The following is a 12,841-nucleotide window of genomic DNA, read 5'->3' on the forward strand; positions in this document are numbered from 1 at the left end:
CCCATTCTAGATGTCCTCGATTTCCAAACGTCCTCGATCGGAATTCGACGGGCCCGTGGAACCGTCGGTGAATGACGACAACACATGGAGACGGCCCGGCCCCCGCAGTGATCGTCACGGGCGCCGGCACCGGCATCGGCCAGAGCACCGCACGCGCGTTCGCCGCCGGCGGCGCCCGGGTGCTGGCCGTGGGGCGCACCGAGTCCACGCTGGCCGAGACCGCCGCGGGACACGACGGAATCCAGATCCTCGCCGCCGACATCACCGAGCAGGACGCGCCCGCACGCGTCGTCGGGCACGCGCTCGCCGAGTTCGGCCGCCTGGACGTGCTGGTGAACAACGCCGCCATCGGGGTGTTCGGGTCGCTCGCCGACCTGACGCCCGAAGGCGCGGAGGCGCAGATCCGCACCAACCTGCTGGCGCCGATCTTCCTGGCCCAGGCGGCCCTGGACCCGCTGGCGGAGTCCGGCGGGGTCGTGGTCAACGTCGGCAGCTCCGGCGCGACCGGGCTGCGCTCCTGGCCGGGCAACGGGGTGTACGGCGCGACCAAGGCGGGCCTGGACTTCCTGACGCGCACCTGGGCGGTCGAGCTCGCCGAGCGCGGCGTCCGGGTCGTCTCCCTCGCGCCGGGTGTGATCGACACCGGCGTCGGCCTCCGGGCCGGCATGGACCACGAGTCCTACCAGGGGTTCCTGAAGCACATCGCGGGACGCACGCCGTCCGGGCGGGTGGGCCGGCCCGAGGAGATCGCGGAGTGGATCGTGTTCCTCACCCGCGCGGAGAGCGCGTTCGCCAACGGCACCGTCCTGTCGGTGGACGGCGGGTTGTCGGTCACCTGAGCCGGACCGGGGCCGGTGGGATGAGGGCCGGTGGGATGAGGGCCTGTGGGATGAGGGCCGCTGGGATGAGGGCCGCTGGGATGAGGGCCGGTGGGATGAGGGCCGGTGGGACGAGGGCCGTGTGACGGGAGCGGCATGACGAAGGCGGTGCGGCGCGGGATCGTCCGCGCCGCACCGCCCTCGTTCTCCGTCAGCGAGCGCCCGCTCTCTCGCCGCCGGTCTTCTCCGCGCCGGCGCCCCCGGCGTCCGCTCGTTCCGCGAACGCCTTCGCCTGGCGCATGGTGGTGACGCTGTTGCGGCCCAGCGCGCCCCGGATGAACGCGCGCGCCTGCACGACCGTCGCGTCGGCGCCGAGGACCTTCGGCACCGCCTCGGGGTCGATGACCACGGTGTGCGCGGAGGTGACGGCCGCCCCGGCGCCCTCCGGGCGGATCGTCCAGCGTCCCGTGTGCACCGTCATGAGCGCGGGCGTCCGCAGCTGTTTGTAGACGATCGTCCCCGGGGGCAGGCACACCCGGACGGACTCGGTGGTGTGCACCGAGCCGTCCGCGGCCCTGGTGTCCATCTCCAGGGTCTGCACGCCGGGCGTCTCCTCGCCGAGCACGACCCTGGCCACGTGCGGGAGCCGGTCCGGCCACAGGTCCCCGCGGTAGATGAAGTCGTAGACGGCGGCGGCGTCGCCGTCCACCCGGATCGTGTCCTCGAAGTGCAGCACCAGGTCGCCCTGGCCGTGCTGGCGTTCCGCGGCCGCCTTCAGCGCGGCCAGCTCCTTCTCGCTGTTGGTGTCGACGGCGCGGGTGATCCAGGAGACCTTCTCCGGCGTGTCATCGAGGGGCCGGAAGTCGTGCTTGAGGACGACGCGCGCGGTGCCGCCGGGCGCCTCCTCGATCGACCACTCGCCGCCCATCGCCGCGAGCGGCGGCTGGGAGCGCTCCTGCCGGAAGGTGATCCGGCGTCCCGCCCGGTCCAGGACCCGGCGGGACGTCCAGGTCTTGGCCTCGCCGTTGGCGGTGGCCCAGATGCGGATCAGCTCCTCGGTCTCGCCCCGCTCGACGTGCTCGACGTGGACGGTGGGCGGGAAGAGCCGCGGCCAGGCGCCGACGTCGGCGATCAACGCGAAGATCGTTTCGGCTGGCGCGGAGACTGTGATCTCGTGCTCGGTCTCGTAGGTGCCGGACATGGTCCTCCGTCCGCTCGGGGGAGAGCTCGGTTCGGGGCGGGCTCAGTAGTTGCCCAGGCCGCCACAGACGTTCATGGCCTGGGCCGTGATGGGGGCCGCGGCGTCGGAGACGAGGTAGCCGACGAGCCCGGCGACCTCCTCCGGCAGCGTGTACCGGCCGAGCGGGATCTTGGCCTGGAAACGGTCGAGCACCTCGTTCTCGGTGATCTCCCAGAAGTCCGCGTAGCCCTGGCGCACCCGCTGCGCCATCGGCGTCTCCACGTAGCCGGGGCACACCGCGTTGACCGTGACGCCGGACTTGGCCAGCTCCAGCCCGAGCGCCTTGGTGAACCCGACGACCCCGTGCTTGGACGCCGAGTAGGGCGCGCCGTACACCACGCCCTGCTTGCCGCCGGTCGAGGCGATGCTGATGATCCGGCCGGTCTCGCCCTCCAGCATCCCGCCGTTGTCGAGCACCTCCCGGGTCACCAGGAAGACGCTGGTGAGGTTGGTCTCGACCACGTCCCGCCAGAGCTCGTCGGAGATCTTCGCCGTGACCCCGCCGCCGCTGCGGCCGGCATTGTTGACCAGCACGTTCACCGGCCCGAAACGGTCCACCGCGGCCCGTACGAGGGAACGCACCTGGCCGGAGTCGCGCACGTCGCACGCCCGCCCGTCGACCTCCAGCCCGCGCTGCCGCAGCCGCTTGACGGTCAGGTCGACGTCGTCCTCGGTCCGTGCGCAGATGAAGACGCGCATCCCGGCCGCGGCGAGCGACTCGGTGACGGCCAGCCCGATCCCGCTGGTCGCTCCGGTGACGAGGGCGGTACGTCGTTCCTGGTGGGACATGTCATCTCCTCCGTAGCCGGTCTCCGAGGATGGCGCCGCCCGCTCGAAGCCGGCTTGACCGTCCCGACGTCCAGTGGCCTTCGAGCGGCCTGCGACAGGGCCCGATGACGTTAAGTGCTGCGGTGGCCGTTACGGCTGCTCGTGGAGACGCAGGAACACACGTCCGTGAAGGCGGACCGGGAGGAGCGCGGGGCGCATGAACAGGCGCGTGGTGATAACCGGCATCGGAGTCGTGGCACCCGATGCCATCGGCACCAAGAATCTATGGACGCTGCTCACCGAGGGCCGTACCGCGACCCGGTTGATCCGGACCTTCGACCCGTCGCCCTTCCGGTCGCGGATCGCCGCGGCGGTCGACTTCGACCCCGTGCGCGAGGGCCTCACCGGGGCGGAGGCGGGCCGGCTGGACCGGGCCGCCCAGTTCGCGCTCGTCGCGGCCCGCGAGGCGCTCGCCGACAGCGGCCTGGTGCCCGACCCCGACGGGGCGCACCGGCTCGGCGTGAGCGTCGGCAACGCGGTGGGCTGCACGCAGCGGCTGGAAGGCGAGTACCGCAAGCTCAGCGACGACGGCGCGCGGTGGCTGGTCGACCACACCCGCGGCCACCCGAACCTCTACGACTTCTTCGTACCGAGCTCGCTGGCCGCCGAGATCGCCTGGCTGGTCGGCGCGGAGGGGCCCGCGACGGTCGTCTCGGCGGGCTGCACCTCCGGCGTCGACAGCCTCGGGTACGCCTGCGACCTGATCCGGGAGGGCACCGCCGACGTGATGATCGCGGGTGGCACGGACGCGCCGATCGCACCGATCACCGTCGCCTGCTTCGACGCGATCAAGGCGACGTCGCCGCGCAACGACGCGCCCGAGGAGGCGTCCCGGCCGTTCGACCGCACCCGCAACGGCTTCGTGCTGGCGGAGGGCGCGGCGATCCTGGTGCTGGAGGAGCTGGAGTCGGCGCGGCGGCGCGGCGCGCGCGTGTACGCCGAGATCGCCGGCTTCGCCTCGCGGAGCAACGCGTACCACATGACCGGGCTGCGGTCCGACGGCGCCGAGATGGCCGCCGCCATCACCGCCGCGCTGGACGAGGCCCGGATGGCGCCGTCGGAGATCGACTACGTCAACGCGCACGGCACGGCGACCAAGCAGAACGACCGGCACGAGACCGCGGCGTTCAAGCGCAGCCTGGGCGCGCACGCCTACGACGTGCCGATCAGCTCCATCAAGTCGATGATCGGCCACTCGCTCGGCGCGGTCGGCGCGATCGAGGTGGCCGCCACCGCGCTGGCCATCGAGAACGACGTCGTGCCGCCGACCGCCAACCTGCGCGAGGCGGATCCGGAACTCGACCTGGACTACGTCCCGCTGACGGCGCGCGAGCAGCGGGTCGACCGGGCCGTGACGGTCGCCAGCGGCTTCGGCGGCTTCCAGAGCGCCATGGTGCTGGCCGGCGTGGAGGAGCGGGCGGCGTGACGGCGGTGACGACCGGCGGTGCCGTGATGGGGGGAAGGGCCGTGATGGCGGGAAGGGCCGTGGTGACCGGGATCGGCGTGATCGCCCCCAACGGGCTCGGCCTGGAGGAGTACTGGTCGGCGACGCTGCGCGGGGAGACCGGCATCCGGCCCATCCGCCGGTTCGACCCCGCCACGTACCCGGTCCGGCTGGCCGGCGAGGTGACCGGCTTCGAGCCGAAGGACCATCTGCCCAGCAGGCTCATCCCGCAGACCGACCGGATGACCCAGTTCGCCGTCGCGGCCGCCGACTGGGCGCTGGCCGACGCCGGCGCGGACCCGGCCGGGCTCGACCCGCGCGCGGTCGGCGTCGCCACCGCGAGCGCCTCGGGCGGGTTCGACTTCGGCCAGCGCGAGCTGCAGAAACTGTGGGGCCAGGGGCCGGGCCACGTCAGCGCGTACATGTCGTTCGCCTGGTTCTACGCGGTCAACACCGGCCAGATCTCGATCAGGCACGACCTGCGCGGTCCCGCCGCGGCGCTGGTCAGCGAGCAGGCGGGCGGGCTCGACGCCGTCGCGCACGCCCGCCGCGGCGTGCGCAGGGGCGCACCGCTGATGATCACCGGCGGCATGGACTCCGCCCTGTCCCCGTACGGCCTGGCGGCCCTGATCGCCTCCGGCCGGCTGAGCGGGCGCGACGAGCCGGCGCGGGCCTACGTGCCCTTCGCCGAGGACGCGTGCGGGCACCTGCCAGGGGAGGGCGGCGCGATCCTGGTGCTGGAGGACGCCGCGCGGGCCGCGGAGCGCGGGGCGCGGGTGTACGGCGAGATCGCCGGCTACGCGGCGACGTTCGACCCGCCGCCCGCGTCCGGCCGCGGCTCCAACCTGCGGCGCGCGATCGAGGGCGCGCTCGCCGACGCCGGGGCCGCGCCCGACGAGATCGGCGTGGTCTTCGCCGACGCGGCGGCGGATCCCGAGCTGGACCGGGCCGAGGCGGACGCGCTCGCCGCGGTCTTCGGGCCGCGCGGGGTGCCGGTGACCGCGCCGAAGACGCTGACCGGACGGCTCTACTCCGGCGCCGCGCCGCTCGATCTGGCGCTGGCGTTCAAGGCGCTGGGCGAGGGCCTGATCCCGCCGGCGGGCGGCGGGCCGGCGGCGGCACGCTACGGCGTCGACCTGGTGACCGGCGCGCCGCGACCGCTCACCCGGTCCGCGGCGCTGGTGCTGGCCCGCGGGTTCGGCGGCTTCAACAGCGCGATGGTGGTCCGTTCGGACCGAGCACGAGAGGGAGAACGATGAGCGAGCAGACCAGGACGACCGAGCTGACGGTCGACGAGCTACTGGAGATCATGCGCGAGTGCGCCGGCGAGGACGAGTCGGTCGACCTCGGCGGGGAGATCGCGGGGGTCGACTTCGACGACCTCGGCTACGACTCGCTCGCGCTGATGGAGACGCTGAGCCGGGTGGAACGGATCTTCGGGATCAAGCTGCCCGAGGAGGACCTGGAGCGGATCCGCACCCCGGAGGCGTTCCTGACCTTCGTCAACGAGCGGCTCGACGGCGGCAGGACGCGGATCTCCGGATGACCGGCCGGGCGCCCGCCCGGTGACGTCCCCAGCGCGGGCGTCCCGGGCGGGCTGTCCGGCTGAGCATCGGCCGCACCGTGTCACTCTGGGGCGCTGTGTCACTTCGGGGCGCCGTGTCACTTCGGGGCGCCGTGTCACTCCGGGGCACCGTGTCACTCCGGGGGCAGCGGGTAGTCGGGGATCATCAGCTGGGGGCCTTCCAGTTTGATCTCCTCGGGGATGAAGGCGCTCATCGCGCCCTCCCGGTTGTCGCCCATCTCCAGGATCGCCAGCGAGTGGAAGAAGTGCACGCCCACGATCGCCGTGTCGGTGCGGGCCGGCTCGCGCGGCCCGTCCGGCAGGAGGTCCTCGTGGTTGAGCCCGTCCACCAGGTCCTTGAGGAAACCCACCGCCGTGCCGGGGTCGCCGAAGTCGGACCGGTTGCCGCCGAAGCCGGGCCAGTACGAGGTGTGCAGGTCCTCGATGGCGTAGAGGCCGCCCGGCCGCACGTGCGGGACGAGCGCCCGGAACGAGTTGATCTGGTCGGCGGAGAAGTGGCTGCCGTCGTCGACGACGATGTCCAGCTCCCCGGTCTCGGCGACGACCGACTCCAGGAACGCCGTGTCGGACTGGTGGCCGGTGAACGTCCGGACGCGCTGCGACTCCAGCGCGGACTTGTCGGCGATGTCGATGCCGTACACCAGGCCGCGCGGGAAGTAGCGCCGCCACATCTCGAGCGACTCGCCGCCGCCGCGCTCGTCGTGGAACCCGCCCACGCCGATCTCCAGGATCCGCACCGGCTCGGCCCGCAGCCGCTGGAAGTACTCGGCGTAGTGGCGGGCGTACCAGTGCGCCCCCCACTTGTCGGTGCCGCAGCGCAGCGCCAGCAGACCCAGGTCGCGCCGTTCGGCGGCGCGGCGTTCGAGCCGGCCGTGCCAGTCGGCGTCGCCGCCGTGCCCGGCCTGGCGGTGGGCGGCGGCCAGGACGCCGGCGACGACCCGGTGACCGTCGCCGGCGGCGGCCGGGCCGAAGACCGCGTGCAGGGTCGCGGCGAACTCCGGCAACCCCTGCCGGACGCACAGGTCGATCTCGCCGTCGGCCTCCCAGGTGCCGTCCGGGCTGTACGGAAGGGACTCGGTCTTGACGGCCCCCGCCGTGACGTCGACGTGGAACCCGAGCACGTGCTGGGCCACCCGGATCTCGTACCGGACCCGCAGGGCCGGGCGGTCCGCGGGCAGCAGGTCGAGGAAGACCTCCTCGCAGAGGGCGTTGACGACGGGCTCGTACTGGACACGTCCGGCCAGTTTGAGAATCGCTTCGTCGCCCGTTCCGGCATGGTCGATCAGCTGCCGGACGAGCGCCGGGTCGGTGGCCCGCATGGGCACCTCCAATGTGTCCAGGAGGATCGGCGTGCAGTGCGTGCAGTGCGTGCAGTGCGTGCAGTGCGTGCAGTGCGTGCAGTGAAATCACGTCACGCAATTGCGTACGTTCAAATGTGTACGCGCAAATGCGTATGGTGCAAATAATTGTTCGCCGTCGTCGATGAACGCTTGAGTCCCAGTCCTTTTCCGAGGTTCAGCCGGACGAGTCCGTCAGTCGAGCGGGCGTCGAGCGAGAATCGCGATTCTCGCCATCAGGAAGCGGTACGAGCGAGGAGTCGTGATGTCGACCATCGAAACCGTCGCCGGTACGCCGGTGACCGCGGTCCGTCCCCGTCCGGTCGCCCTGCTGCTCCCGGGACAGGGCGCGCAGCGGCAGGCGATGGCGGCGGGCCTCTACCGGGCGGAGCCGGAGTTCACCGCCGCCGTGGACGAGGTGTTCGAGTCGATGGGGGACGACGGGGCGCGGGTGCGCGCCGACTGGCTGGCGGACCGCCCGCGCGTGCCCATCGACCATGTGACCCGCGCGCAGCCGCTGCTGTTCGCGATCGACTACGCGCTCGGCCGGCTGGTGCTGAGCTGGGGGATCCGGCCCGCCGCGCTGCTCGGCCACAGCATGGGCGAGCTGGTGGCGGCCACGCTGGCCGGCGTGTTCGGCCTCGACGACGCCGTCCGGCTGGTGCGCGACCGGGTGCGGCGCGCGGACGCCGCGCCGCCCGGCGGGATGCTCGCGGTGAGCGCGTCCCCGGCCGAGCTCGACGATCTGGTCGGCGGTGACCTGGCCGGTGGTGATCTGGCCGGTGGTGATCTGGCCGGCGGTGACGTCGTCGTCGGCGCCGTCAACGCGCCGCGCCAGACGATCCTGGCCGGGCGCAACGGGCCCCTGGAGAAGGTGGCGGAGATCCTGCGCGGGCGCGGCGTCACCTGCCGGCGCGTGCCGTCGCTCACCGCGTTCCACAGCCCGCTGCTGGAGGCCGTCAACGCCGGTTCGGAACGCCTGGTCGCCGAGGTGCGGACGTCGCCGCCGGACATCCCGATCTACTCCGGGTACACCGGGGCGCTCCTGCGGCCCGACGAGGTGCACGACCCGGCGTTCTGGGCGCGGCAGATGGTGGCGCCGGTGATGTTCTGGCCCGCGCTGGAGGCGCTGCTGGCGGCCGGCGACTTCCTGCTCCTGGAGGCGGGACCGGGCGCCGACCTGGCCACGCTGGCCCGGCGCCACCCCGCCGTACGCGGGCGGCGCAGCGTGGCGAGGACCCTGCTCCCCGGCCGCCCGGGCCCGGCCGAGGCCGACCGGGCCGCGGTACGGCAGGCCGTGGAGGCTCTGCGAGCCGAGGGGCACCCGGTCCGCGCGAAGTGACCCGCCCCCGCCCGGCACAGACCCGGCGGCCATGACCCGGCCGCCGGGTCACGCCCGCCGGGTCACGTGCCGGGTCACGTGCCGGGTCACGTGCCGGGTCACGTGCCGGGTCACGTGCCGGGTCACGTGCCGGGTCACGTGCCGGGTCACGCCGCCGGGTTTGGCTGCCGGGTCACGCCGTCGGGTCATGCCGTCGGGTTATGGCGCCGGGTTTGGCTGCCGGGTCACGCTTCCGGGTTGCGCCGCCGGGTCCGGCCGCCGGGTCACGCCGCCAGGTCTGGCTGCCGGGTCACGCTGCCGGACGGGGGCGCCGGGGTCAGGGCCCGGCCGGCCGCCGGGGCGCGGCCGGCCGGGTGGCCACGGTCGCCGAGACGTAGCGGACGGGCGTCTCGATCGTGATCGGCCCGGTGCCGTCGCGCATCGCGTCCAGCCCGGCGATGAGCCGTTCGCGGAGCCGCGCCGACTCCTCGGGCGGCAGGTGCTGCCAGAGCAGCCGCATCCCCTGGGTGTGCGACCAGTCCACCCACGCCTCCCCGGACTCGGCCACCAGGTCGACCGGCTCGTCGACCACCGACACGTCGGTGAAGCCGGCGCCGTGGAGCGTGCGTTCCAGGTCGGCGGCCTTCTCCAGCCACGAGTTGAACCGCTGCTGGAGCCGTTCGGGCCGCCACTCGGGCGGCAGGTTCCGCAGCAGGTGCTGCGGGATCAGGTCGGTGAAGACCGGGGGCAGGAACGGGAAGGTGTCCCGGGTGAAGACCGGGCTGGTGAACGCGATCCGGCCGCCGGCGTCGAGCAGCAGCGCGTACCTGGCCAGCGCGGCGGGCGCGTCGGGCAGGAAGATCACGCTGTACCCGCCCAGGACCACGTCGAACGAGCGGGGCGGCAGGTCGGGGCGTTCCCCGTCCATGACCTGGACCTCGACGTTGCCGACCCCGTCGCGGCGGGCCTGCTTGGCCGCCTCCTCCACCATGTTCGGCGCGATGTCGATGCCGAGCACCCGGCCCTGCGGGCCCACCCGCTCGGCCGCGGGGAACATGCTCGCCCCCCGGCCGCACCCGACGTCCAGCACCCGCTCGCCGGGACGGGGCGCGGCGCGCTCGACCAGCCGTCGGCCCATCGGCGTGAAGAACTCCACGCCCATCCGGTCGTAGGAGGCCGCCGCCCGGTCGAAGGCCGCGGACACCGTCTCCTTGTATCCAGTCCGGTCCAATTCCGTCTCCTTGCTCGGCGAATTCCGTTCGACCGTGCCAGCGTCGGCCGCCCTGATCGTGTACTGGTCGAAAGCCGGTGAATTTCCCCTCGATAACGACTGGATCATCTTGTTTCGATGTGCGGGGTGACACACAATGCGGACATCACGACAAAAGCGCACTGGAGGTGCCAGGTGAGCGATCAGATCGAAATCGTCAAGCGAATGGTCAACGCCTACAACACGGGGAAGACCGACGACGTTCACGAATTCATTCACCCGGAATACCTCAACCCCGGCGCCATGGAGCACTACAAGGACCTGCTCGGTCCCGACGCCTTCGCGCTGGCCGTCAAATGGCTGAAGATGACCTTTTCCGAGGACGTCTTCCTGGACGAGATCGGCTACGAGGAGAACGGCCAGTGGGTGCGCGCCCGCCTCGTCCTCTACGGCCGCCAGGTCGGCGACCTGGTGAGCATGCCGGCGACGGGCCGCCGCTTCTCCGGCGAGCAGATCCACCTGATCCGCATCGTCGACGGGAAGATCCGCGACCACCGTGACTGGCCGGACTACCTGGGCACCTACCGCCAGCTCGGCGAGCCGTGGCCGCAGGGCGACGGCTGGCGCCCGTAGCGGCCCCGCGTGTCTCCGCCGGACCGGCGGGTGCCGGTCCGGCATGCCGTCCGCAACCCGAGTCGTCGAAGGGCACGTTCATGACCGAAACCCAGACCGAGATGATGGAGTCCCTGGACGCGCTGCTGCGGCTGGGGAACCTGCACACGCCGATGGCCGTCCGCGTCGCGGCCACGCTCCGCCTCGTCGACCACATCCGGGCCGGCAAGGACACGCCGGAGGCGCTCGCCGCCGAGACCGGGGCCGACGCCGGGGCGCTGCTGCGGGTGATCCGCCATCTGATCGCCATCGAGGTGCTCGCCGAGCCCGAGCCCGGCCGGCTCGAGCCGACCGAACTGGGCGACCTGCTGGCCAGCGGCCACCCGGCCCAGCAGCGCGACTGGTTCGACCTGACCAACGCGGTGTCGCGGGCCGACCTGTCGTTCCTGTACCTGCTGGACGCGGTGCGGACCGGGCACCCCACCTACGAGCGCGTGCACGGCCGGCCGTTCTACGACGACCTGTCGGCCGATCCGGAGCTGGCGGCGTCGTTCGACGCCCTCATGGCCTGCGACCAGGACGTGGTCTACGACCCGCCCGCGCAGTCGGTCGACTGGACCGGGGTGCGGCACGTCATGGACGTCGGCGGCGGCACCGGCGGTTTCCTGAAGGCGATCCTGCGCGCCGCCCCCGAGGCCCGGGGCACCCTGCTGGAGCTGGCGGTGCCCGCGGCCACCGCCCGCGAGGAGTTCAAGGCGGCCGGGCTGGACGGGCGGGCGGAGGCGATCGAGGGCGACTTCTTCGAGAAGCTGCCGGTCACCGCGGACGTCATCGGCCTGTCGTTCGTGCTGCTGAACTGGTCGGACGAGAACGCCCGGAAGATCCTCCGGCGCTGCACCGAGGCGCTCAACCCGGGCGGGCGCATCCTCGTCCTGGAACGCGACGACGTTCCCGAGGAGGCGGCCAACCCGCAGTTCACGCTGCTCGACCTGCGCATGCTGGTCTTCCTGGGCGGCCGGCTGCGGACCCGCGACCAGTGGTCGGACTTCGCCGCGTCCGCGGGCCTGACGGTCGAGTCCGTCACCCGGCTCCCGGCGACCTCCGTGCCGTTCGAGCTGTCGCTGCTGGTGCTCAAGCCGTCCTAAGGAGAACGCGATGCCGACCATGGCCACCGACAGCGAACTGGGTCGCCATCTGCTGACCCTTCGCGGTTTCCACTTCATCATGGGCGCGCAGGGCGACCCGTTCGCGCTGTTCCTGCGCGCCGAGAGCGACGACCCGCACGACCTCGGCCGCCAGATCCGCGACCGCGGCTCGCTCTACCAGAGCGAGATCGGCGCGTGGGTGACGGCGAGCCACGCGATGGCGGCCCGCCTGCTGCGCGACCCCCGGCTGGGCGTGCGGCACAAGGCCGGCGGCGAGCAGCAGCACGTCTTCCAGGACCCCTGGGACGACCCCAAGCTCTGCCACGTCGTCCCGCTCGACGACGCGTCGCTCAGCCTGCCGCAGGAGGACTACGCGCGGCTGCGCGGGCTGGCCGAGCCCTATCTGGGCGCGGACGCGGTCGAACGGCACCGCCCGGACGTGGCGCGGGTGTTCCGCGAGCGGGCCGGCGACCTGGGCGGCGAGTTCGACCTGGTCGCCGACTACGCGCGTGCCGCCGCCGTCGCGGTGGTGGCCGAGCTGACCGGGCTGCCGGCCGCCGAGCGCGACCGGTTCGCCCGGCTGTGCGCCGGTCTCGACGTCGCCCTCGACGCGGGCCTGTGCCCGCCCCAGCTCAAGACGGCCCGCCGGCTCCTGGAGTCGGTCGGCCAGGTGCGCGACCTGTTCGCCGGCGTGATCGCCGACCGCGCCGAGGGCGGCGAGGGCGGTGACGATCTCGTCGGCGGGCTGCTGGCGGCGGGCGGCGGCGCGAAGTCCGCCGACGACGTGCTCGCGATCTGCGTGCTCGTCACCGTCGCCGGCATCGAGATGACGACCAACCTCGTCTGCAACGCCGCCGCCGCGCTGCTCGACCACCCGGACCAGTGGGAGCTGCTGCGCAGGGACCGCGGCCTCGCGGCCGCCGCCGTCGCCGAGACCCTGCGCCACGATCCGCCCGTCCGGCTGGAGCACCTGATCGCCCAGGAGGACATCGAGATCGACGGCCAGGAGATCGCGGCGGACAGCCAGGTGGTCGTGCTCCTGGAGGCGGCCAACCGGGATCCCGGCGTCTACACCAACCCCGACCGGTTCGACATCACGCGCCGGACCGAGGACGACCCGCCGCTGTGGGAGGGCCTGTACGCCGGGCTGGTCGGGCCGCTCGCCCGCCTCCAGGCGACCGTGGCGCTGGAGACGCTCGCCGAGCGGCTGCCCCGCCTGCGCCGGACCGGCACGGTCCTGCGCCGGATGCGTTCCCCCGTGGTGCGCGGCGTCCTGCGATTCCCGGCCGCGGGGGAGTGAG

The 12,841-nt window shown here is 73.0% G+C and carries 13 protein-coding genes; 8 read left to right on the forward strand and 5 right to left on the reverse strand.

Annotated features, from left to right (window positions below; genetic code table 11):
* Nucleotides 1-71 precede the first annotated feature (71 nt).
* On the forward strand, nt 72-839 hold the full coding sequence (locus ABZ810_RS44275) for an SDR family oxidoreductase (RefSeq protein WP_358413593.1): 768 nt from the start codon (nt 72-74) through the stop codon (nt 837-839).
* A gap of 190 nt (nt 840-1,029) precedes the next feature.
* On the opposite strand, the gene ABZ810_RS44280 is transcribed toward ABZ810_RS44275, so the two are convergent.
* Together ABZ810_RS44280 and fabG are read right to left on the reverse strand one after the other, a co-directional pair.
* Complete coding sequence (locus ABZ810_RS44280) at nt 1,030-2,019, reverse strand: aromatase/cyclase (RefSeq protein WP_358413596.1); 990 nt, start codon at nt 2,017-2,019, stop codon at nt 1,030-1,032.
* 42 nt (nt 2,020-2,061) lie between these two features.
* Nucleotides 2,062-2,847, reverse strand: coding sequence for a 3-oxoacyl-ACP reductase FabG (fabG, locus tag ABZ810_RS44285; RefSeq protein WP_358413599.1), 786 nt, complete (start codon nt 2,845-2,847; stop codon nt 2,062-2,064).
* A 196-nt stretch (nt 2,848-3,043) separates the two neighbouring features.
* On the opposite strand from fabG, the gene ABZ810_RS44290 reads away from it, so the two are divergent.
* From ABZ810_RS44290 to ABZ810_RS44300, 3 genes are read left to right on the forward strand one after another with little or no spacing between them, the layout of a single operon-like run.
* The gene (locus ABZ810_RS44290) at nt 3,044-4,312 is read left to right on the forward strand and encodes a beta-ketoacyl-[acyl-carrier-protein] synthase family protein (RefSeq protein ID WP_358413602.1); all 1,269 of its coding nucleotides are present in this window, start codon (nt 3,044-3,046) and stop codon (nt 4,310-4,312) included.
* 44 nt (nt 4,313-4,356) lie between these two features.
* On the forward strand, nt 4,357-5,589 hold the full coding sequence (locus ABZ810_RS44295) for a ketosynthase chain-length factor (protein WP_358413709.1): 1,233 nt from the start codon (nt 4,357-4,359) through the stop codon (nt 5,587-5,589).
* Nucleotides 5,586-5,876: an acyl carrier protein gene (locus ABZ810_RS44300; protein ID WP_358413605.1), complete on the forward strand. Its 291-nt coding sequence runs from the start codon at nt 5,586-5,588 to the stop codon at nt 5,874-5,876. The genes ABZ810_RS44295 and ABZ810_RS44300 overlap by 4 nt, the downstream gene beginning before the upstream one ends.
* Nucleotides 5,877-6,028: 152 nt before the next feature.
* Here the strand turns inward: ABZ810_RS44300 and ABZ810_RS44305 are convergent, their stop codons facing one another.
* Nucleotides 6,029-7,234, reverse strand: a complete 1,206-nt coding sequence (locus ABZ810_RS44305) for a hypothetical protein (RefSeq protein WP_358413608.1) — start codon at nt 7,232-7,234, stop codon at nt 6,029-6,031.
* Nucleotides 7,235-7,517: 283 nt separating this feature from the next.
* Here ABZ810_RS44305 and ABZ810_RS44310 point away from each other — a divergent pair, with 283 nt between their 5' ends.
* A complete protein-coding gene (locus tag ABZ810_RS44310; RefSeq protein WP_358413611.1) occupies nt 7,518-8,594 on the forward strand; it encodes an acyltransferase domain-containing protein in 1,077 nt (358 codons plus the stop codon).
* Between the two features lie 48 nt (nt 8,595-8,642).
* Here ABZ810_RS44310 and ABZ810_RS44315 read toward each other — a convergent pair whose 3' ends face one another.
* The gene (locus ABZ810_RS44315) at nt 8,643-8,783 is read right to left on the reverse strand and encodes a hypothetical protein (RefSeq protein WP_358413614.1); all 141 of its coding nucleotides are present in this window, start codon (nt 8,781-8,783) and stop codon (nt 8,643-8,645) included.
* A gap of 127 nt (nt 8,784-8,910) precedes the next feature.
* Nucleotides 8,911-9,804 carry a methyltransferase domain-containing protein gene (locus ABZ810_RS44320; RefSeq protein WP_358413617.1) on the reverse strand — a complete coding sequence of 298 codons (894 nt, stop codon included), beginning with the start codon at nt 9,802-9,804 and terminating at the stop codon, nt 8,911-8,913.
* 174 nt (nt 9,805-9,978) lie between these two features.
* Here ABZ810_RS44320 and ABZ810_RS44325 point away from each other — a divergent pair, with 174 nt between their 5' ends.
* From ABZ810_RS44325 to ABZ810_RS44335, 3 genes are all read left to right on the forward strand, one after another.
* Nucleotides 9,979-10,416, forward strand: a complete 438-nt coding sequence (locus ABZ810_RS44325; RefSeq protein WP_358413620.1) for an ester cyclase — start codon at nt 9,979-9,981, stop codon at nt 10,414-10,416.
* A gap of 80 nt (nt 10,417-10,496) precedes the next feature.
* Nucleotides 10,497-11,540: a methyltransferase gene (locus ABZ810_RS44330; RefSeq protein WP_358413623.1), complete on the forward strand. Its 1,044-nt coding sequence runs from the start codon at nt 10,497-10,499 to the stop codon at nt 11,538-11,540.
* Between the two features lie 10 nt (nt 11,541-11,550).
* Nucleotides 11,551-12,840: a P450-derived glycosyltransferase activator gene (locus ABZ810_RS44335; protein WP_358413626.1), complete on the forward strand. Its 1,290-nt coding sequence runs from the start codon at nt 11,551-11,553 to the stop codon at nt 12,838-12,840.
* Nucleotide 12,841: the final 1 nt, after the last annotated feature.

Origin of the sequence: Spirillospora sp. NPDC047279 (assembly GCF_040643285.1) — a bacterium.
Classification (GTDB): domain Bacteria; phylum Actinomycetota; class Actinomycetes; order Streptosporangiales; family Streptosporangiaceae; genus Spirillospora.

Coding starts and splice junctions, on each gene's coding strand:
- ABZ810_RS44280 (WP_358413596.1), bottom strand. CDS start 2,019: ATGTCCGGCACCTACGAGACCGAGCACGAGATCACAGTCTCCGCGCCA.
- ABZ810_RS44295 (WP_358413709.1), top strand. CDS start 4,357: ATGGCGGGAAGGGCCGTGGTGACCGGGATCGGCGTGATCGCCCCCAAC.
- ABZ810_RS44310 (WP_358413611.1), top strand. CDS start 7,518: ATGTCGACCATCGAAACCGTCGCCGGTACGCCGGTGACCGCGGTCCGT.
- ABZ810_RS44290 (WP_358413602.1), top strand. CDS start 3,044: ATGAACAGGCGCGTGGTGATAACCGGCATCGGAGTCGTGGCACCCGAT.
- ABZ810_RS44315 (WP_358413614.1), bottom strand. CDS start 8,783: ATGACCCGACGGCGTGACCCGGCAGCCAAACCCGGCGGCGTGACCCGG.
- ABZ810_RS44275 (WP_358413593.1), top strand. CDS start 72: ATGACGACAACACATGGAGACGGCCCGGCCCCCGCAGTGATCGTCACG.
- fabG (WP_358413599.1), bottom strand. CDS start 2,847: ATGTCCCACCAGGAACGACGTACCGCCCTCGTCACCGGAGCGACCAGC.
- ABZ810_RS44335 (WP_358413626.1), top strand. CDS start 11,551: ATGCCGACCATGGCCACCGACAGCGAACTGGGTCGCCATCTGCTGACC.
- ABZ810_RS44330 (WP_358413623.1), top strand. CDS start 10,497: ATGACCGAAACCCAGACCGAGATGATGGAGTCCCTGGACGCGCTGCTG.
- ABZ810_RS44300 (WP_358413605.1), top strand. CDS start 5,586: ATGAGCGAGCAGACCAGGACGACCGAGCTGACGGTCGACGAGCTACTG.
- ABZ810_RS44305 (WP_358413608.1), bottom strand. CDS start 7,234: ATGCGGGCCACCGACCCGGCGCTCGTCCGGCAGCTGATCGACCATGCC.